The organism is Methyloversatilis sp. (assembly GCF_051861465.1).
Taxonomy (GTDB): Bacteria; Pseudomonadota; Gammaproteobacteria; order Burkholderiales; family Rhodocyclaceae; genus Methyloversatilis.
The window spans coordinates 22,064-40,014 of the sequence record NZ_JBHYCQ010000008.1; the positions used below are offsets into that span (position 1 = coordinate 22,064).

Below are 17,951 nucleotides of genomic sequence, written 5' to 3' on the forward strand. Positions count from 1 at the left end.
AGGATAGAGCAAGGCGACGACGCCTTCCACGCAGGCCACGGGGGTCGGTAAGGGTGTCGTGTCATGACACCTTCAAGGGCACGCAGCCTGGCTCGACACCTCTGAGCAAGCGGGTTTCAGCGTACCTGCCTCAGCACCCACCCTGGTGCGGCACCGTACATCTGTACGGGTACCGGCCCGCGGCGGGTCGGCCTAAGCTCAGGTCCATCGCAGTGCAGCAAGCAGCTGTCCTCCCATCCGACCTTGAAGGAGCGCTCCAGATGACTCACCCTGTCGATCGTCGCAACGTCATCAAGAGCATGGGCGCGCTGGCCGCGTCGGCTGCGCTGCCGTTCTCCCTGCCGGCGCAGGCGCAGAAGAAACCCACCGGCAAGCCCATCGTGCTCGGCCTGACCATTTCGCAGACCGCGGCGGCCGGCGTGGCGGATCACGGCGACCACCTGAACGGTTCCATCCTCGCGATGGAAGAGATCAATGCCAATGGCGGCATCCTCGGCCGGCCGCTCGAACTGCGGCCGGTCGACGTCGATCTGCTGTCGCCGGAAAGCTGTCAGGCCGTGGTGCGCAAGCTGGTCGACATGAAGGTGCATGCCATTTCATCGCCCTTCCTGTTCGTGCCGATTCCGGCCATGGATGCGTCGGTCGGCTACAAGTGTCCCTATCTGAACGGCAACACGCAGCGCGCGGCGACCGACCTCGTCGCCGCCAATCCGCAGAAGTACGGCCACATTTTCCAGATGGATCCGTCGGAGGTGTATTACGGCTACACCTTCCCGAAGTTCCTCGAGGACATGCAGGACAAGGGAGGCTGGAAACCGATCAACAACAAGGTGCACATCGTCCAGGAGCAGATCGCCTACAACCAGACGATTTCCCGCGCCTGCCAGGAAGCGCTGAAGACGAGCCGCTTCGAACTGGCCAAGGTGACCGACATCCAGTATCCGGTGCAGGACTGGGGCGCGGTCATCCGCGACATCAAGAAGACCGGCGCCGGCGCGGTGATGATCGACCACTGGGTGGCCGCCGAGTACGCCGCCTTCGTCAAGCAATTCCGCGCCAACCCGCTCAAGGGCGCGCTGGTGTATCTGCAGTACGGACCGTCGCAGCCCGAATTCCTGCAGCTCGCGGGCAAGAACGCAGAGGGCTTCGTGTGGAGCACGGTGCTCGGCGTGTATGCCGACGAAAAGGGCCGCGCCTTCCGCGAAAAGTACAAGAAGCGCTTCCCGGCCAAGGTGATGGGCCTGTGCTACACCGGCAGCGGCTACGACATCGTCAATTTCCTCGCCCAGGCGTGGACGGCGGTCGGCGACCCGGACAAGTTCGATGCGGTGAATGACTACATCCGCAAGACGCCGTTCCGCGGCGTGTGCGGCTGGTCCTACCTGAACAATGCGCGGCAGGAAGGCGTGCATTACCCGGTCGGCACCGACGATCTGGAAAAGGGCATGGCCCAGCTCTACTTCCAGGTGCAGAACGGCGAGCACAAGATCATCTATCCAAACAAGCTGATCGAAACGCCGTTCAAGCCCGCGTCCTGGATGTAATCGACGTGGCCATGGCTCAGGCAGGGGACCCGCTGTTCGCCTGCGACGACATCCGCCTCGATCTGGGCGGGCGCGAAATCCTGCGCGGCGTGTCGCTGTCGATCCGGCGCGGCGAGGTGCTCGGCATGATCGGGCCCAACGGCGCCGGCAAGACCAGCCTGCTCGAAGTGCTGTCCGGGCGCATCCGGCCGAAGTCGGGCACGGTGACCTTCAAGGGTCGGGACGTGACCGCGCTGCGCCTGCACGAGCGCGCCCGGCTCGGTCTGGGCCGCACCTACCAGACCCCGGTGGTGCCGGAGGAACTGACCGTGGCCGAAGTGTTGAAATCGGCGCGCCAGGCCTACACGCCCTATCTGACGCGGCACCACGCCGAGTGGGCGTGCGAGCTGCTCGGTCTGACGGTCGATGAAGACCTGATCGCCGGCCGGCTCGAAACCCTGAACCGGCGCAAGCTGCTGCTGGCCTGTCTGCTGATGCGCCGCCCGCCGCTGCTGCTGATGGACGAGCCGGCCGCCGGGCTGATCAATTCCGAAGTCGACGAGATCGACCATCTGGTGCGCCTGCTGGCCAAGGAGCTGAACCTGGCCATCCTGATCGTCGAGCACCGCATCGAACTGCTCGACGCGATTGCCGACCGCGTCATGGTGATGGACGTCGGCGAGGTGATCGCCGAAGGCAGCCTGCAGCACATCCTCGGCGACGCCCGGGTGCGCGCCGCCTACTTCGACAGCATCGGCGAGGTGCATGCATGAGCGCCACCGTCACGCCACCGGCCGACGTCGGGCGCGAAATCCTGAAGGTGGAAGGCCTGTCCGCCGGCTACGGCCCGCTGCGCGTGCTGCACGACCTCGACCTGTCGGTGCATGCCGGCGAGCGGGTCGGTATCGTCGGCCTGAACGGTCACGGCAAGTCCACGCTGTTCCTCGCCATCGCCGGCCTGACCGGCTGGCAGCGCGGTTCGATCAAGCTCAACGGCGTCGAAGTCGGCGGCACGCGCAGCCAGGGTCCGGGTCGCTACACGCATCGCGTGGTCAAGCTCGGTCTGGCGCTGATGCCGCAGGGCGATGAAATCTTCCAGGGTTTGACGGTCGAGGAACATCTCGACAGCGGGGCCTTCACGCCGCGCGCCTGGCGCGAGCGCGCCGCGCGCAAACGGCGTGTGCTCGAGATCTTTCCACCACTCGAAAAGCTGATGAAGACGCCGGTCGGCCGGCTGTCCGGCGGCGAGCGGCGCATGGTGTCGCTCGGTCGCGGATTGATGGCCGAAGCATCGCTGTTCCTGGTCGACGAACCGTCGCTGGGCCTCGCGCCGAAGATCAGCAAGAGCGTCATCAATGCCTTGATGAGCGTCGAACTGAATGACGCGGCGATGGTGATTGCAGAACAGAACGTGTCGCTGCTGGAAGGGCGCGTGTCGCGCCTGATCGGCATGCATGTCGGAAAACTCAAGGGCGAAGCATCCGCGGCGTCCCGATCCCGTCCGGAGGTCTGATTCGTGGAGTGGCCGTCCATCCTGTTGTCGGGCATCACGCTGGCGGCCATCTACGGCCTGCTGGCGATCGGCATTTCCATCACCTGGTCCAGTCTGGGCATGGTGAACATGGCTTACGGCCTGACCTTCGCCGCCTCCGGCTACGGCGGCTGGCTGATGGCCGAGCACTTCAGCGAAGCCGGTGTGCTGGTCATCCTGGCCGGCATCGTCACCGGCGCGCTGATCGGCGTCATCGTGTGCCTGATCGCCTTCATCCCCATCCACGACAAGCCCAACTTCAATGTGCGCGGCCTGATCGCCACGCTGGCGCTGAGCCTGATCGGCACCCAGCTGCTGCTGATGACCTTCGGTCCGCAGGCCAAGACACTGCCACCGCTGTTCGGCGAGTGGCAGTGGGAATTGTCCGAAGAGTTGATCCTGACCGCCGATCAGGTGGGTACGCTGGTGTCTTCGCTGCTGCTGCTCGGCCTCACGCTGGCGTGGATGAAGGGCAGCCGGCGCGGGCTGGAAATCCGCGCCATGATGATGAATCCGTATGGCGCAGCGATCTGCGGCATCGGCGTGCGCAGCACCGGCATCTACGTGATGGCGATCACCGGTGCGCTGGCCGGGCTCGGCGCGGTGCTGCTGTGCCAGACCTATTTCGTCAGCCCGTTCTCCGGCCTGACGCCGATGATCAAGGGTGTCAGCGTGGCCCTGTGCGGCGGGCTCGGCAGCGTGTCCGGCGCGCTGATCGCCGCCTGCATCCTCGGCCTGGTCGAAGCGCTGACCACCGCGTACCTGGGCGGGCAGTATGTGCTGATCACCCAGTTCATCGTCATCATCATCATCCTGCTGATCCGCCCGCGCGGCATCGCCGGCATGCTGGACAAGGCGCGGGAGGCATGATGTTCAAGGTCACGAAATCGGTCGGCTGGAAGAACCCGCAGGACAGCTGGGCGCCCGATGCGCCGCGCTGGAAACCGCGCATGCTGCCGGTCGGCCGGCTGCGCTGGTACTGGAAGGGACCGGCGCAGGGCAGTGCGCTGTGGCGTCTTCGCTACCCATTCACGCGGCGCACCGTGCTGCGCACGCGCGGTGTCTACAACCCGAAGACGCTGCGCGCCGAGCGCACCATCGTCGATCGCCGGCCGATCTACTGGACGCTCGGCCTCGCGCTGCTGGCGCTGCTGCCTCCCTTTGTCGATTCCGGCGCATTGCTGGCGGCGGGCGCCGTGTTCTGCATCTATGCCGCGATCAATCTGTGCTGGATGCTCACCATCGGCACTGCCGGCATCTTTTCGCTGGCCAGCCCGGCGGTGGTCGGTGCCGCGGCCTACGGCTCCTCATGGCTGGCCATCGAATACGGCCTGCCCTGGTGGACCCTGCCCTTCATCGGCAGCGGCATCGGGCTGATCTTCGGCGCCATCATCGCGATACCGGCGACCCGCCTCGACGGCTTCTACTACGCGTTGCTGACGCTGGGCATCAACGAACTGTGCCGCGTCTATGTCGTGCAGTCGCGCGTGTTCGGCTCGGCCACCGGTGGTCTGTACGGCGCGCCGTCCTATATGCCGGAGGGCTGGGACGAAACCAGCCAGCTCAGGCTGGGCGTCTATGCCTGCCTGGTGCTGATGATTGCCGCGCTGTGCCTGTACCGCTTCGTCAATGGCACGCGTCTGGGCCGCATCCTGCGCGCAGCACCCGAGAAGAAGGAGGCTTTCGCCGAAGCGACCGGCATCGACTTCCGTTCGGCGCGGGTGCGCGTGTTCCTGATTTCATCGATCGCGCTCGGTGTCATCGGCGGCTTCTACGCCACCCACTTCCGCGGCGCCTCGCCGACGCTGTTCTCCTTCGACCTGGTGCTGATGATGCTGGCGATGATCGTCATCGGCGGGCTGGGTCGGGCCGAAGGGGCGGTGGTCGGCACGCTGATCGTCATCTTCATCGAAAAGTACCTGATCGACTGGGGGCCGGCCCGGCTCATCCTGATCGGTCTGATCATGCTCGGCGTCGTGCTGTTCCTGCGCGGCGGCCTGTTCGGCATGAAGCAGCAGTTCCGCGCCTGGCGGAACAAGAAGAAAAGCGAACGCCGTTCAACCCGCGCTGAAAAAGGAGGCGAAATGCTGCCCGAAGAAGCCACCGAAACCCGCGACAAGGACCAGATCTTCGCCCGTCGCTTCGACAAGCAGCAGCGCGATTTCCTGAAGACGCTGGTGACCGACGACGTGATCGAGGAACACCGCGCGAAGCCGCTCGGCCAGCACAGCGAACAGCTGGAACGCCTGCTGGTGTACTTCCGCCGCGGCGTGCAGAACGACAAGTACGCCATCGTCGCCACCGTGCCCTTCAAGGAGTACCGCGTGATCGCGTTGTCCGGCTTCCGCGGCGTGGCGCCGCGCGTGGTCGACGACAAGGTGTATGCGACCGAGGACGAGGCCTATCACGGCGTGTTCCTGCGTCGCGTACAGGATCTGCTCGAGTCGTAATCCATTTCATCAGGCGTTTCAGGACATGGCACAGATCAAGGTTTTCGGTTATTGCGACCAGCTCACGGTCAAGGCGGGCGACACGCTCAGCGTGAAAGCCAGCGTCGATGGCGCCGACAGCGTGACCGCGCAACTGGTGCGGCTCATCCATGGCGACGCGCACCCGGATGGCCCGGGCTTTGTCGAGGAGGCGATCGACAGCCCGATCAACCACGACTGGCCGGCGAAGAAGCAATACACCCAGGTCGGCTCCTTCCTGCGCGTGCACGACCCGGACCATCGGCTTGCCGCCGTCGGCAGCTTCACCTTGCATGCCTTCATCAATTCGACGCTGCCGGACATCGGCGTTCGCCAGGCGCTGCTGGGCCGATGGTCGATCGATCGCAACGAAGGCTACTGCCTGGGCATCAACCAGAAAGGCTATCTGGAGTTCTGGGTCGGCGACGGCCAGGCGGTCGATTACGTGGCGGCGGAGGTGCCGCTGGTGGCGCGCGTGTGGTACTTCATCGCGGTCAGCTACGACGCGTCGACCGGCCGCGCGACGATCCATCAGCAGTCGGTGCTCAACCGCTACAACAGTCTGCTGTCGCCGGTCGCGCCGATGGACTACGGTTCGCACGTGCATGAAACGCTGCGCGTGAAGCCGGTCAGCGCCGATGCCCCCTTTCTGGTGGCCGGCGCGCAGGACTGGCATGAACTGCGCGGGCATTTCGTCGCGCAGTGTTTCTGCGGCAAGATCGATCGTCACGGCATGTATGACCGCGCACTGACGCGCGTCGAACTGGAGGCGCTGGCCGCCGGCGGAGCACCGCACGCCAACGGCCTGCTCGCGTACTGGGATACCACGCACGGCTACACCGACCGCGGCATCGGCGACACCGTGTTCGACACCGGCCCGTACCACCTGCATGCCGAGGGCTACAACCGCCCGATCCGTGCCCAGACCGGCTGGAACTGGAATGGCCGCGACGACTGTTTCCGGCTCGCGCCGCAACAGTACGGCGGCATCGAGTTCCACGTCGATGCGATGATCGACTCGAACTGGGACGAAACGCTGTCGTTCACGATTCCGGCGTCGCTGCGCAGCGGTGTGTATGCGGTGCGCCTGCGCGTCGGCGACGGTGCCGGGCTGGCCGAGGACCACGTGGTGTTCTTCCTGCGTGCGGCCGTGCCGAAGGCGCCGGTGGCGCTGCTGATGCCCACCGCCAGCTATCTCGCGTACGCCAACGAAAAGCTCAGCTTCGATGCACAGATCATCCAGCCGATGGCCGGCCAGCCGCCCATCGTCAGTGAGGTCGACATCGAAATGTACAAGAACCACGAATTCGGTCTGTCCACCTACGACCACTTCCTCGACGGGCTGGGCGTGTCCTACAGTTCCTACCGCCGGCCGGTGGTGAACATGAGGCCGAAGTACCGCATGTCCAGCATGGGGCTGACCTGGCAGTTCCCGGCCGACCTGTCCATCGTCGCCTGGCTGGAAAAGCTCGGCTATGACTACGAAATCCTGACCGACGAAGACCTGCACCGCGACGGGCTGGCTGCGCTCGAGCCCTACAAGGTGGTGCTGAGCGGCTCGCATCCGGAGTACTACTCTGAACGCATGCTGGATGCGACCGAAGACTATGTCAGCGGCGGTGGTCGCCTGCTGTACATGGGCGGCAACGGCTACTACTGGTGCGTCGGCTTCCGCGACGACGAACCGTGGATCATGGAAGTGCGCAAGCTCGACTCCGGTTCGCGCGCCTGGGAGGCGCGACCCGGCGAGCACTATCTGTGCACCACTGGCGAGAAGAGCGGTCTGTGGAAGAACCGCGGTCGTCCGCCGCAGAAACTCACCGGGGTGGGCTTCACCGCGGAAGGCTTCGAAGAGTCGAAGTCCTACCGTCGCATGCCGGACAGCTACCACCGCACCGTGTCGTGGATCATGGAGGGCGTCGAGGGCGACATCATCGGCGACTTCGGTCTGGCACGCGGCGGTGCTGCCGGCGTCGAGCTCGACCGCTACGACCTCGCGCTGGGCACGCCGCCGCACACGCGCATCCTCGCGTCGTCAGGCGGCCACAGTGACAACTACATGCTGGTCGTGGAAGAGATCGTCTACATGCACCCAGGCTTCGGCGGCACGCAGGAACCCAAGGTGCGCGCCGACATGACCTGGTTCACGGCGCCCAATCACGGCGCGGTGTTCTGCACCGGCTCGATTGCGTGGAGCAGCGCGCTGCCCAGCAACGACTTCGACAACAATGTTTCGCGCATCACGAAGAACGTGGTCGACGCCTGCCTGAAGGATGGCCCGCTGCCGGGCTGGGCATGGATCGCCGACGAGAAGCAATGGCGCTGACGTGACGCCACTGAACGCACGGGGGCGCTGACCGCTCGCCCGGGGGTCGGGCGCGCCGTCAGATGAAACGCGCCTGATGCAGCTGGCGGTAGCGCACCGCCAGCGTGGCGCCGTCGATGTGCAGTTCTTCCTGGCGCAGCAGCGACGCCAGTTCGCCCTTGTCGCGCACCTGCAGCTTTTCGTAGATGGTGCGCAGATAGAAGCGGATCGTGGCCGGTGACAGGTCGAGCTGGCGCGCGATTTCCTTGTAGCTGCTGCCGCGCCCGAAGGCTTCGGCCACCGCGGTTTCGCGCGGCGTGAGCACGTCGAGACGCGAGCGGCCGCGCACCACCAGCAAGGTGAAGTCGCCCAGCAGGTGACGCTGCAGCACGACGGTGCGCAGCTTGAGCCGGAAGTCGTCGGTCTTCAGCCACAGGCCTATCGTGTCCGGCAGGCAGCCGTCGCCGATGTCCGGCCACTCGCAGCGCAGCGCCTCGACGAACTGCGGCTCGGCATTCAGCAACTGGCCCTGACGGTCGAGGATGGCCATGGCGACCTGATCGTTCGCCATGCTGGCCTTCAGATATTCCATCTGGAAGATGCGATTCGATGTCCACGCCGAACACAGGTGCGGCATCAGGAATTGCGCCATCTGCTGGTCGCCCCGCGTGAAACGGGCGTCACCGACCGTGCGGTACAGCGACAGGAACACGAAAGCGGTTTCGGACGGCAGATAGACCGAGGTGCAGAAGGCCTGGCCGACACCGTGCTCACCCATCAGTGTCGCCAGCCCGGGCGCCTCGTTGAACCTGCGCTGATCGAAGTACACGGTTTCCCGCGGCTTGGCCTTAACCGCCTTGGCCAACGCATCGTCGTACTTGGTTTCTTCCCACAGCGGCACGAAGCCGTCGTCGAGATTGAAGGGCTGCGAGCTGTGCAGCGCGAAGCTGCCGGCAGCCGGCGACATGATGCCCCACCAGGCCTTGTCGAAGCCGACCAGCGGTTGCACCCGTTCGAGCGCCGCCTGCTGGAAATCGTCTATCGCCTTTGCCTGCGCCAGCGACTGCAGATCGAGTACCGCGTCGCTGAATTCGCCCACACTGAACATGGCGCCATCCTGATGAAAGACTTCCACGCCGGCCATCCCGACCGGCGACCCTCTCATGCATCACCCGTGCCAGTGACCGGATTCGTGGGTGCGCCTCGCAAATGGCGTCGCAACGCCATGCGTGACATGAATCCCCGATCCGGCCCGCCCTGCATTGATGCGTCGCACGATCCGATGCGCCAATTGCGGGCAGGGCGATGCTACTCCGATCAGCCGTGGCGACGGCACAACGACAGGTCCTGCACCGCGCAGCCGGCTGGTTCAGCGTGCTGCGGAATCCGTAGAATCCGCCGCTCGACACGAATGCAACCGGAGAAATGATCATGAGCGATGGCGCGAAGCGCGGGGAAGCGGTACGCCGCGAAGTGATGAGCGATGCCTTTGTGGATCGCGCACTGGGCAACGCGACCGACTTCACGCAGCCGCTGCAGGCCTTCATCAATGAGCATGCGTGGGGCGGCGTTTGGACACGCGACGGTCTGGACCGGCGCACGCGCAGTCTGATCACGCTGTCGGCGCTGACCGCGCTGAAGTGCCCGAACGAGCTCAAGGGCCATGTGCGCGGCGCGCTCAACAATGGCTGCACGGTGGAGGAAATCCGCGAAACGCTGCTGCACTGCGCGGTGTATGCGGGTGTGCCGGCGTCGGTCGATGCCTTCAGGGCGGCGCAGGAAGTGGTCGATGCCTGGCGGGCGGAGCAGTCAGCCGGCTGACAGGCGATCTCCGGAGAGCGGTCAGACCCAGCCCTGCCGCCAGCGTGTCGCATCCTTCAGCTCGCGCCATTCGATGCGCTGCACCGATTTCGAATGGACCGCCTCGATGTCTATCCAGCGGATCGCTGTTTCAGGCGGGTCGGGCTCGATCACCTTGCAGACCAGGAAGTGCAGGTTGCGGCCGACCGGCGCAACGGCGGTCCATTTGGTGAGCAGCAGCTTTTTCGGATGCAGCGGATTCATGGTGTGACGGTCGCTGGGTTTGACGACTCAGACCGCGCCGCTGCGCAGCCATTCCCCACCCTTTCGAAGGGTTGCACGAATGCGCGTCAGCGCTCGGCCCGCTGCACGCCGACGCGCGGTCGGTCGAGGCGGCCGTCATCCGGCGTGCAGGGTTTTGCGACAGGCGGGCGGGTGCCGTCAGCGCGGGCCGCGGGCTTCCGGGCGGAAGCGCGCGATCAGGACGATCAGGGCGAGCGCCGCCGGCAGCCATGACAGGTCGGTCGGCACCGGGCGGGAGACCGCCGCGTCGGCGTTCTTCATGGCACGGGTCAGGGTGTCGGCGTCGGTCAGCGTGGCGTAGTCGAAGCCGACCTGCTGCGCGATGGCGCGCAGGTGCGTCTCGCGCAGGGCCGACAGGTGTTCGGTGCCCGGCACGCGCTTGCCGTCGGCGGTGCGCAGCTCGCGCTGGATGACCTCGCCCGCCTTCCAGTAGCCGACCGGACGGCCGTCGTCGTCGCTCTTCGGAATCGGCCGCGCCGCCTCGCCGCCGGCGCCGATGATCCAGCCGCGGATGTCGCCCGGCTTGATGTCGTCGAAGCCCGGCTTGTCGCCGTCGCGCAGCGGCGGCGCTTCCTGCCCGTCGCTGACGAACACGATGCTGGGCGTGTCGCCGATCTCCTTGGCAGCCCGCACCGACCAGAACACACCCTTCGCCACCTCGCTCGAATTGCCCCAGCGCATGCGGCCGTCGATCTGGTCGAGCGAGGCGATCAGGTCGCCGTAGTGGGCACACACCTCGATCGGCGCCAGCAGCAGCAGCGTGCGGTACTCGGCAAAGCCGGCCCAGCCGACGCGCGAGCCGCACGGCAACTCGCGCAGCGCGCGCTTCGCCGACTCCCGTGCATAGGCGAGCCGGCTGACCGGAACGCCATCCTGCTCGTAGTCCTCCACATTCATGCTCTGCGTCAGGTCGAACACGACGATGGTGTCCCAGCTGTCGCGCGGCAGATTCACCGGCGGCAGCGCGGCGGCGAACACCAGCAGCGCGAGCGCGGCGATCAGCGAACGCGCGTCGCGCTCGCGCAGGCTGGTCAGCAGATTGCGCAGGAAGGCGCGGGTTCTCATGCGCGCGCCTTCACGGCAGGTCCAGCCGCACGCCCTGCAGCGTGGTGACCACGCGCTCCTTCGGCGGCGCCGGGCCGTCGTCGGCTGCGACGGCGGCCTGCTCGATTTCGGGGGCGAGCCACAGCGCGCGTTCGAGGTTGTAGCGCGCGTCCCAGTCGTCCGGGCGTTCGCGCAGCGCGTCGCGGTAGCGCTGCTTGGCCAGCTCGACCAGCGGCAGTGCGTTGGCGACGTCGGCCTCGCCGCGCGCCAGCGCCTCGCGCAGATGCAGGTTGCCGAGGTTGTAGCGCGCGCCCTCGCGCAGGTCCTCGCGCTCGCCGGCGATCAGCCCCTTCCATGCGCGGGTCGCGGCTTCGCTGTCCGCGCCGCGGCTCAGCGCCTGCGCCTGCGCGAACTGCGCCTCCGGCAGGTCGACATCGATGTTGCCTGCGGCGGCGATGGCGGCATTCACGCGTTCGGCCTGCCACAGCTGCGTGGTCTGCCAGCCGGCGGCGACTCCGGTGAGCAGTGCCGTGGTGCCGAAGATCAGATGGACGGTGCGTCGTTTCACAGCCAGCTCCGCAGAAGAAGGGATCGATAGACGAGCAGCAGCGCGCAGCACAGCGCCGCCAGCGAAAAGAGGAGACGGCTGTGGTCCTGCCGCGGCACGCGCTCGTCGAAGTCGAGCGGGAAGTTCTGTTGCCGACCGACCTCGGCCACCGCCTTCGCAAGATCTTCCGGGCTGTCCGCCTGATACAGCCGGTAGGTCACCGGCAGCGACTGGAAGAAGCGGTGCAGCGACACCTCGGCGATCGACTCCTGCGCGTAGTAGGCATTGCGGGTTTCGATCGCGGCCGGGTCGTCGCCGTCGGCTTGCGGCGGTGGAGCGCTCGCTTCGGCGTCCAGCTCCGGTGCATTCAGCGTGCGCAGATACAGCCAGTGCAGCGCGATGCGGTTGGCCTGCAGCCCTTCACGAACACGCTTGCGCGTCGGTTCGTCGAGGTGGGCGCCGCCGTCGGTCACCAGCAGGATGATGCGGCTGCCGGTATAGGCGCGGGCATTGAAGGTGTCGATCGCGGCGGTCAGCGCACGGCCGACATCGGTGTCGGACAGGCCGCGGCCCAGACCGCCCGCCTTGATGCCGGCCTGTACGACGGCGTCGTGCTGGGTGAACGGCACGACGTTCATCGGTCCGGCGCTGAAGAACATCAGCGCGAAGCGGTCGTCCGGTCGCTGCTCGACGAATTTCGACAGCAGGTCGCGCGCCACCGCCGACTTCGGCTCACCGCGCGATTCGACCTGATACAGCATGGAATGCGGATCGATGGTGCGCCAGTCCGCAGGTTTCATCTTGGCGTCCATGCTGCGGCTGCGGTCCATCAGGATCAGGATTTCCGCGCCGCGCCCGGTGCGCGTCACCGTGCTTTCCGGCGTGCCGGGGCCCGCCAGCGCGATCACGATGCCGGCCAGCGCGAACACTGCCAGCGCCCGCCAGGCGAACCCGGCGATGCGACCGGCGCGGTCACGCGGCAGCCAGTCCAGCGTCGGGAACAGCAGCGTGTCGCGCCGCCGGCGCAGCAGCGGCAGTGCCGCCAGCGGCAACAGCAGCAGCGCCCAGGGTTGGGCGAAGTCGATGGCACCGAATGTCATGCTTCGTGCCGCTTTTCGATGCTGCGCAGCCGGCGTGCGAAGCTGCGCAGCGGCAGCGCGTCGTTCGTCCCGCCGACGCCGAAGAACAGCACGGCCGACTGCGCGTAGAAGCGTTCGATGTCGTCGCGCAACGGAGCGTACTGCGGTGCGCGTTCGAACAGGCGCGCCAGCGAGGCCGGCTGCAGACTGCGTCCGGCAGTGCGGTCGAAGGCGCGGTGCAGCGCCTGCCAGGCTTCCGGCGCGTCGTCGCTGCGGTCGCGCAGACCGTTCAGTTCGCGCAGCGCGCGGGCGAAGGGTTGCTGCCGGTCGGCGCGCCAGCTGCGCCAGCCCAGCCAGCCGCCCCAGGCCAGCAATGTGGCGACGCACAGGCCACCCCACAGCGCGATCTGCCGGCGGATCGACGCGGTGTCGACCGCGGGCGCGGAGCGATCAGGCTGCAGCGCGTCAAGCGCGCCCCGGGCGAAGGCGTTGCGCGGCGTCAGCGGCGCTGCGCTGAACGGCCAGGCCGGCACGCCGAGCAGGCCGCCGGAGGTCGGGAGGTCGAGCGCGGGCAGGGTCAGCGCGGTCAGCGCCTGCGGTGCGTTGATCAGTTGATGTTCGATCACCAGCCAGCGCCGTCCGTCGGCGTCGCGTTCGACGCGGGTCGGGCGGCGTTCCAGCCACACGCCGACGCGGCCCGGTGCCGGGGGCTTGGTGAGTTCGACCGGCTTGCCGTCGATGGCGAGCCGCACGCGCTGCGTCAGCAGATCGCCCAGCGTGTGGCCGAAGGCGCGCGGCTGCTCGACGCGGGCGGGCGCGCCTTGCGGCAGGGGTGGCGCAGCGGATGCCGGGGCGGTAGCGTCCGGCGTGGGCGTGGCAGCGACGTCAGCGCCGCTTTCGGGTGCGTCTGCGCCCGGCGTTTCCTGCGGCGCAGGGCTGACTTCGCTGGCCGCTGCCGGCGCCTCCGGCGCAGCAACGGTGGGTGTCTGCGCGAACGCGCCTTGTGCAAGCAGCAGACTCGCGATCAGGGACGCTCGGATCAAGGGCGTCATGCGGTGGCCTCGAAGAAGTAATCGGACATCGCCTCGGCGTCGAAGGCGCCGTGGATGAAGAAGGGGCGCAGGTCGCGCGCGGAGAAGAAGGCATCCAGCTCGGCGCGCCGCGCGGCCACTGCGTCACGCCACTGCGTGCGCAGTTTCGGGCGCAGGAACAGCGTGCGGCGGATGCCGCTTTCGGCATCGCGCATCGGTGCGATGGCGTCGTGCGACGGCGGTTCGGTTTCAGCCGGGTCCCACACGATGACCGGCACGACGAAGGCATGCGACAGCAGGTCGAGTGCGGCACCCAGACGGTCGAGCGGCCAGTGGAAATCGCTGACCAGAAACACCAGCGCCTCGCGGCCGGCCATCTGCTGCAGCGCATCCTCGAGACCTTCGATGCCGCCGGGGGCCGGTTCGCACTGACGAAGACTGTCGGCCATCACGCTGCCGAGGCCGCGGCTCAGTGTCGCCGGCACGCACAGGTCGGCGCGCTCGCGGTGATCGAAGGCCAGCATGCCCAGCGCATCGCCGATGCGGAACGCACTGCGCGCCAGTGATTCGACGAAATCGGCCGCGACGTCGAGCTTGCGCCGCCGGGCGCCGAAGCCCATCGAGGCGGACACGTCCACCAGCAGCTGCACGGCGACGCCGACGCGCTGGCGATTGACACGCACCAGCCAGTCTCCGGTGGTGCTGCGCAGGCTGGCACGCAGGTCGAGCCGGCGCGGGTCCGGCCGGTCGTACAGACTCATGTGCGACACGAATTCCTGACCGGCGCCCAGACTGCTGCCCGGGTGCGAACCGGGACGCGGACCCGCCGCGCGATGCGGCAGCCGGTAGTGGAATTCATGCATTTCGTCGGCGTCGCTCATCGCGGCGTGGCGACCTTCTCGATGATCTGCGCCACCAGCGCGTCGGCGATCTGCGCGCGACGCATTTCATAGACCGGAGTGAAGAACACGCGGTGGCCCAGCGTCGACGGCAGGATGGCCTGCACGTCGTCCGGCACCAGGTGGGTGCGGCCGGCCATCCAGGCGACCACACGCGCGGCGCGCAGCAGGGCGCTCATGCCGCGCGGGCTGGCGCCGGCCAGGATGAGCTTCTTCATGTCGACGCCGTCGATGCGCACGTCGAAGGCGGCCGGATTCTGGCTCGCGTCCCACAGGTCCATCACATAGCGTTCGAGTGCTTCGCTCGCGCTCACGCTGCGCTGGATCGCCGCCGCCATCGAGTTCAGCGACTGCCAGTCGAGGATGCCCGGCGCGACCTGGTCGATCAGCGCGTCGACGTCGTGGAAGGCGGTGTCGAACACCAGTGCGCGACGCACCGCCGGGTCGCGCGGCGTTTCCATGCGCAGTTCAAACATGAAGCGGTCGCGCGCAGCCGACGCCAGTTCGAAGGTTTCTTCCTTCTCGACCTTGTTGCGGTCGGCGAACACCGTCATGTGCGGAAAGCTGTACTCGCGGTTGAAGGCCGACACCGTGCGCTCGGCCATCGCGCGCAGCAGCAGCGACTGCACCTGCGGGCGGGCGCGGTTGATTTCGTTGAAGAAGAAGGTCGTCAGGCGCTCGCCGTGGCGGAGCAGCGGACCGGGTTCGATGCGCGGCTTGCCCTCGTTGTCGACGTAGGTGTGATAGACGAGGTCGTTGGGCATCAGGTCGACCGTGCCCTCGACCCGTTCGAAGTCGCCGCCGATGGCGCGGGCAAAGGCGCGCAGCACGGTCGTCTTGCCGACGCCGACGTCGCCCTCCAGCAACACGTGGCCGCGCGCGAACAGCGCCACATTGATCAGCCGCACCACGGTGTCCTGGCCGATCACGGCCTTGCGGACTTCGGTTTCGACGCGCAGCGCGGCCTCGCGCCAGTCCTGCAGGTGTTCTTCTCTGATCATGCTGTCTCCCGGATGCGGAATCGAAAGTGGAGGCGGGGCGCTGCCCATGCACCGACAGCGCCGCAGTCTAGGCAGGAGGTGGCGGGCAAATTGCCCAGCGTGATCGAGCGACTACGGAAGCGGTCGTGCGGCCGGTGTGCTCAGCTGCGCGATCAGCTTCGCGTTCGCCCAGCCGAACAGGCCGCCGATCAGCAGTGCCAGCGGCAGCGCGACGATGACGTTGTCGGCGCGCAGCGCAGTGAGTACCGCCGGATCAAAGCGACCGGGCACATCGAGGTAGGCCCAGTTCGCCGCGAAGCCATAGACGCAGACCGGCAGCACCGCGAGCCGGGGCCAGCCGGAGGCCAGGCTCATGACGCCGACCGCCGCACCGACGACCAGCGGCACCCACACCGTGCCGGACAGTCCGGTCGGGTTGAACAGGATGGCCAGCGCCGCCAGCCAGCCGGCGAATACGCCGAACACCGCGTGCGCCAGCACCGCCGCCAGCGCCGTGGGCGGGTGATCGCTCCCTCCAAGATGGAAGAAGCCGGCCCAGGCGATCACCATGGACCACAGCGGCAGCGTGAAGGACTGCATCGAGAAGGTCATGACGACGGCGAGGATGACGTTGGCGCAGGTGAGGGCGGCGAGTGGTTTCATGGCAGTCTCCGGACGGCAGATGCGTGGCGATGGGCAAGCCCGGTCCCTGCAGCGTGCGGGCTGCATGCGGTCAGGCGTGAAGGGAAGGCGGCCGGGGCCGCGGCGCTCACGTGCGTCCCTGCTGCACCCGTTCGGCGTACTCGTCCGGGCTGATCAGCCCGCGTTGTTCGCCGATGTGGCGATCGCGCACGGGCAGCACGTCCTGCAGCCCGTCGATGCGCTTCCATGTGGCCGGTGGCGTTTCGCAGCCCGGCTGCGGCACGTGACGCGCACTGGCCACACGCTGGTAGCGGTGGATGTAGCGCGGGCAATTGACGAAGATTTCCGCCAGTGTCACGCGCACGACGAACTCCGCGCCGTGGAAGGCCGGCAGGTTCTCGTGCAGCAGCGGGTCGTCGCGGCTGACGGTGGCGTCGCCGTGCAGGCGGATGCGATGCGGTGTTTCGAAGTCGATGAACAGCAGGCCGACCTTCGGGTGGACGGTGATGTTGCCCATCGACAGGAACATGCCGTTGCCGTCGAAGCTCGGAAAGGCCAGCGTCGTGCCGTCGACCACCTTGGCGACGCCGGGGCGGCCGCCCTTGTGCGACACGGTCGGGTAGCCGCGGTGGTCGATGGTGGTGAGGAAGAAGAAGTCGCGCGACTCGATGAAGCCCCGGTGTTCGGGCTGGATCTCCGGATGCACGATGAACTGCTGCACGCGGTCGGCCAGCGGCCGCATGTCGAATTCATCCTGCAGCGCGCGGTGCTGCGCGCCGTAGAGCGGGGCCATGTCTCCTCCTGGATCAGGAAAGCTGTCCGATGAACGGACAAACCGGTTATTCGGGTTCTTGTTGTGTGAGGCCGATGCTAGTGTTCGCATTTGCATGCCGCAAGCGGCGAGCGGAACATAGGTGTCCGCATATCGGACATTGTCTTTGCGAACCGACGAACAGGAGGCGGGCGACCGGATGAACGCGCGAACTTCTGCGCCGCGCAGCGACGCGGACGAAGTGCCGGCAGGCAGCCTGCACCGCGCACGCCTGCTGGTGACGACGATTGCGCGCGGCTCCCGCCGCGGCAGCCTGCTGACCGAACTGGTCGCACGCACCGGGCTGCCGCGGCCGACCATCCACCGCGTGCTCGACATGCTGATCGACATGGGCTGGGTCGAGCGCGATCCGGTCACGCTGCGCTTCAACCTCGGACGCGATCTGGCCGCGCTGGGCTATTCGGCGATCAGCCGCCAGCCGGTCGAACGTGCGGCGGCGACCGAACTGAGCGCGCTGGCCGAAGAACTGGACCAGGTGGTGTTCCTGAACATCCGCAGCGGGCTGGACAGCGTGTGCATCGGCCGCTACGACACACGGTCGCAGGTACAGGTCGGGCGCGGCGACGTCGGTCTGCGCACCGCGTTCGGCGTCACGCAAAGCTGTATCGCCATGATGTCTCGCCTGCCGGAAGCGGAGGTGTGGGAGGTGGTGCGCATCAACCTGTCGCGCTTTCACCGGGTCGAACGCTACGACGAAACGCGCCACCGGGCGGCGATCGAATTCGCGCTGGCGCATGGCTACAGTGCGTTCGACGGCATGGTGCTGGATCGCAGCACCAGCGGCATGGGCGTGCCGATCTGCGATGCCGGCGGCTACCCGGTGGCCGGCATCGGCACCACCTTCATCAGCGCCTGGCTGGACGATGCCGGCCGCGCTGCCTGCCGCGCGCGGCTCGAAGCGGTGGCGGCGCGCATCGCGCAACGGCTTTTCGTGTTGCGCGGGGGCATTGCCGACTGAAGGTCGGTC

General features: G+C 67.2%; 18 protein-coding genes. 8 read left to right on the top strand and 10 right to left on the bottom strand.

All coding sequences use genetic code 11. The features are described 5' to 3' along the window. Window positions 1–260: 260 nt before the first annotated feature. The 6 genes from ACTIFF_RS12595 to ACTIFF_RS12620 are packed head-to-tail and all read left to right on the top strand — an operon-like array spanning window position 261 to window position 7,848. Window positions 261–1,544, top strand: coding sequence for an ABC transporter substrate-binding protein (locus tag ACTIFF_RS12595; RefSeq protein WP_439537136.1), 1,284 nt, complete (start codon window positions 261–263; stop codon window positions 1,542–1,544). An 11-nt stretch (window positions 1,545–1,555) separates the two neighbouring features. Continuing rightward, complete coding sequence (locus tag ACTIFF_RS12600; RefSeq protein WP_439537137.1) at window positions 1,556–2,296, top strand: ABC transporter ATP-binding protein; 741 nt, start codon at window positions 1,556–1,558, stop codon at window positions 2,294–2,296. Further along, the gene (locus ACTIFF_RS12605; RefSeq protein WP_439537138.1) at window positions 2,293–3,036 is read left to right on the top strand and encodes an ABC transporter ATP-binding protein; all 744 of its coding nucleotides are present in this window, start codon (window positions 2,293–2,295) and stop codon (window positions 3,034–3,036) included. Before ACTIFF_RS12600 ends, ACTIFF_RS12605 begins: the two co-directional genes overlap by 4 nt. 3 nt (window positions 3,037–3,039) lie before the next feature. Beyond that, window positions 3,040–3,924: a branched-chain amino acid ABC transporter permease gene (locus tag ACTIFF_RS12610; protein ID WP_439537139.1), complete on the top strand. Its 885-nt coding sequence runs from the start codon at window positions 3,040–3,042 to the stop codon at window positions 3,922–3,924. Next, the gene (locus ACTIFF_RS12615) at window positions 3,921–5,504 is read left to right on the top strand and encodes a branched-chain amino acid ABC transporter permease (RefSeq protein WP_439537140.1); all 1,584 of its coding nucleotides are present in this window, start codon (window positions 3,921–3,923) and stop codon (window positions 5,502–5,504) included. Before ACTIFF_RS12610 ends, ACTIFF_RS12615 begins: the two co-directional genes overlap by 4 nt. Before the next feature lie 25 nt (window positions 5,505–5,529). Further along, complete coding sequence (locus ACTIFF_RS12620) at window positions 5,530–7,848, top strand: N,N-dimethylformamidase beta subunit family domain-containing protein (protein ID WP_439537141.1); 2,319 nt, start codon at window positions 5,530–5,532, stop codon at window positions 7,846–7,848. A gap of 58 nt (window positions 7,849–7,906) precedes the next feature. Here ACTIFF_RS12620 and ACTIFF_RS12625 read toward each other — a convergent pair whose 3' ends face one another. Beyond that, entirely contained in the window at window positions 7,907–8,962 is a 1,056-nt protein-coding gene (locus ACTIFF_RS12625; protein WP_439537142.1) for a response regulator transcription factor, read from the bottom strand. Between the two features lie 296 nt (window positions 8,963–9,258). On the opposite strand from ACTIFF_RS12625, the gene ACTIFF_RS12630 reads away from it, so the two are divergent. Continuing rightward, a complete protein-coding gene (locus ACTIFF_RS12630; protein ID WP_439537143.1) occupies window positions 9,259–9,648 on the top strand; it encodes a carboxymuconolactone decarboxylase family protein in 390 nt (129 codons plus the stop codon). 21 nt (window positions 9,649–9,669) lie between these two features. On the opposite strand, the gene ACTIFF_RS12635 is transcribed toward ACTIFF_RS12630, so the two are convergent. The 9 genes from ACTIFF_RS12635 to ACTIFF_RS12675 all read right to left on the bottom strand — a co-directional run bounded on the left by ACTIFF_RS12635 (window position 9,670) and on the right by ACTIFF_RS12675 (window position 16,945). Further along, window positions 9,670–9,891, bottom strand: a complete 222-nt coding sequence (locus ACTIFF_RS12635; RefSeq protein WP_439537144.1) for a TIGR02450 family Trp-rich protein — start codon at window positions 9,889–9,891, stop codon at window positions 9,670–9,672. A gap of 177 nt (window positions 9,892–10,068) precedes the next feature. Continuing rightward, entirely contained in the window at window positions 10,069–10,995 is a 927-nt protein-coding gene (locus ACTIFF_RS12640) for an MxaL protein (RefSeq protein ID WP_439537145.1), read from the bottom strand. A 10-nt stretch (window positions 10,996–11,005) separates the two neighbouring features. Beyond that, window positions 11,006–11,542 (bottom strand): MxaK protein, encoded by a 537-nt coding sequence (locus ACTIFF_RS12645; RefSeq protein WP_439537146.1) that lies wholly within the window; start codon window positions 11,540–11,542, stop codon window positions 11,006–11,008. Continuing rightward, the gene (locus ACTIFF_RS12650; protein WP_439537147.1) at window positions 11,539–12,621 is read right to left on the bottom strand and encodes a vWA domain-containing protein; all 1,083 of its coding nucleotides are present in this window, start codon (window positions 12,619–12,621) and stop codon (window positions 11,539–11,541) included. Before ACTIFF_RS12650 ends, ACTIFF_RS12645 begins: the two co-directional genes overlap by 4 nt. Then, window positions 12,618–13,652, bottom strand: a complete 1,035-nt coding sequence (locus tag ACTIFF_RS12655; protein ID WP_439537148.1) for a hypothetical protein — start codon at window positions 13,650–13,652, stop codon at window positions 12,618–12,620. The genes ACTIFF_RS12650 and ACTIFF_RS12655 overlap by 4 nt, the downstream gene beginning before the upstream one ends. Further along, entirely contained in the window at window positions 13,649–14,512 is an 864-nt protein-coding gene (locus ACTIFF_RS12660; protein WP_439537149.1) for a DUF58 domain-containing protein, read from the bottom strand. Before ACTIFF_RS12660 ends, ACTIFF_RS12655 begins: the two co-directional genes overlap by 4 nt. Next, window positions 14,509–15,531 (bottom strand): AAA family ATPase, encoded by a 1,023-nt coding sequence (locus ACTIFF_RS12665; RefSeq protein WP_439537150.1) that lies wholly within the window; start codon window positions 15,529–15,531, stop codon window positions 14,509–14,511. Before ACTIFF_RS12665 ends, ACTIFF_RS12660 begins: the two co-directional genes overlap by 4 nt. A gap of 111 nt (window positions 15,532–15,642) precedes the next feature. Continuing rightward, window positions 15,643–16,173, bottom strand: coding sequence for a DUF1097 domain-containing protein (locus tag ACTIFF_RS12670; protein ID WP_439537151.1), 531 nt, complete (start codon window positions 16,171–16,173; stop codon window positions 15,643–15,645). Window positions 16,174–16,279: 106 nt separating this feature from the next. After that, complete coding sequence (locus tag ACTIFF_RS12675) at window positions 16,280–16,945, bottom strand: pyridoxamine 5'-phosphate oxidase family protein (RefSeq protein WP_439537152.1); 666 nt, start codon at window positions 16,943–16,945, stop codon at window positions 16,280–16,282. A 178-nt stretch (window positions 16,946–17,123) separates the two neighbouring features. Here ACTIFF_RS12675 and ACTIFF_RS12680 point away from each other — a divergent pair, with 178 nt between their 5' ends. Next, window positions 17,124–17,942: an IclR family transcriptional regulator gene (locus ACTIFF_RS12680; protein ID WP_439537153.1), complete on the top strand. Its 819-nt coding sequence runs from the start codon at window positions 17,124–17,126 to the stop codon at window positions 17,940–17,942. Window positions 17,943–17,951: the final 9 nt, after the last annotated feature.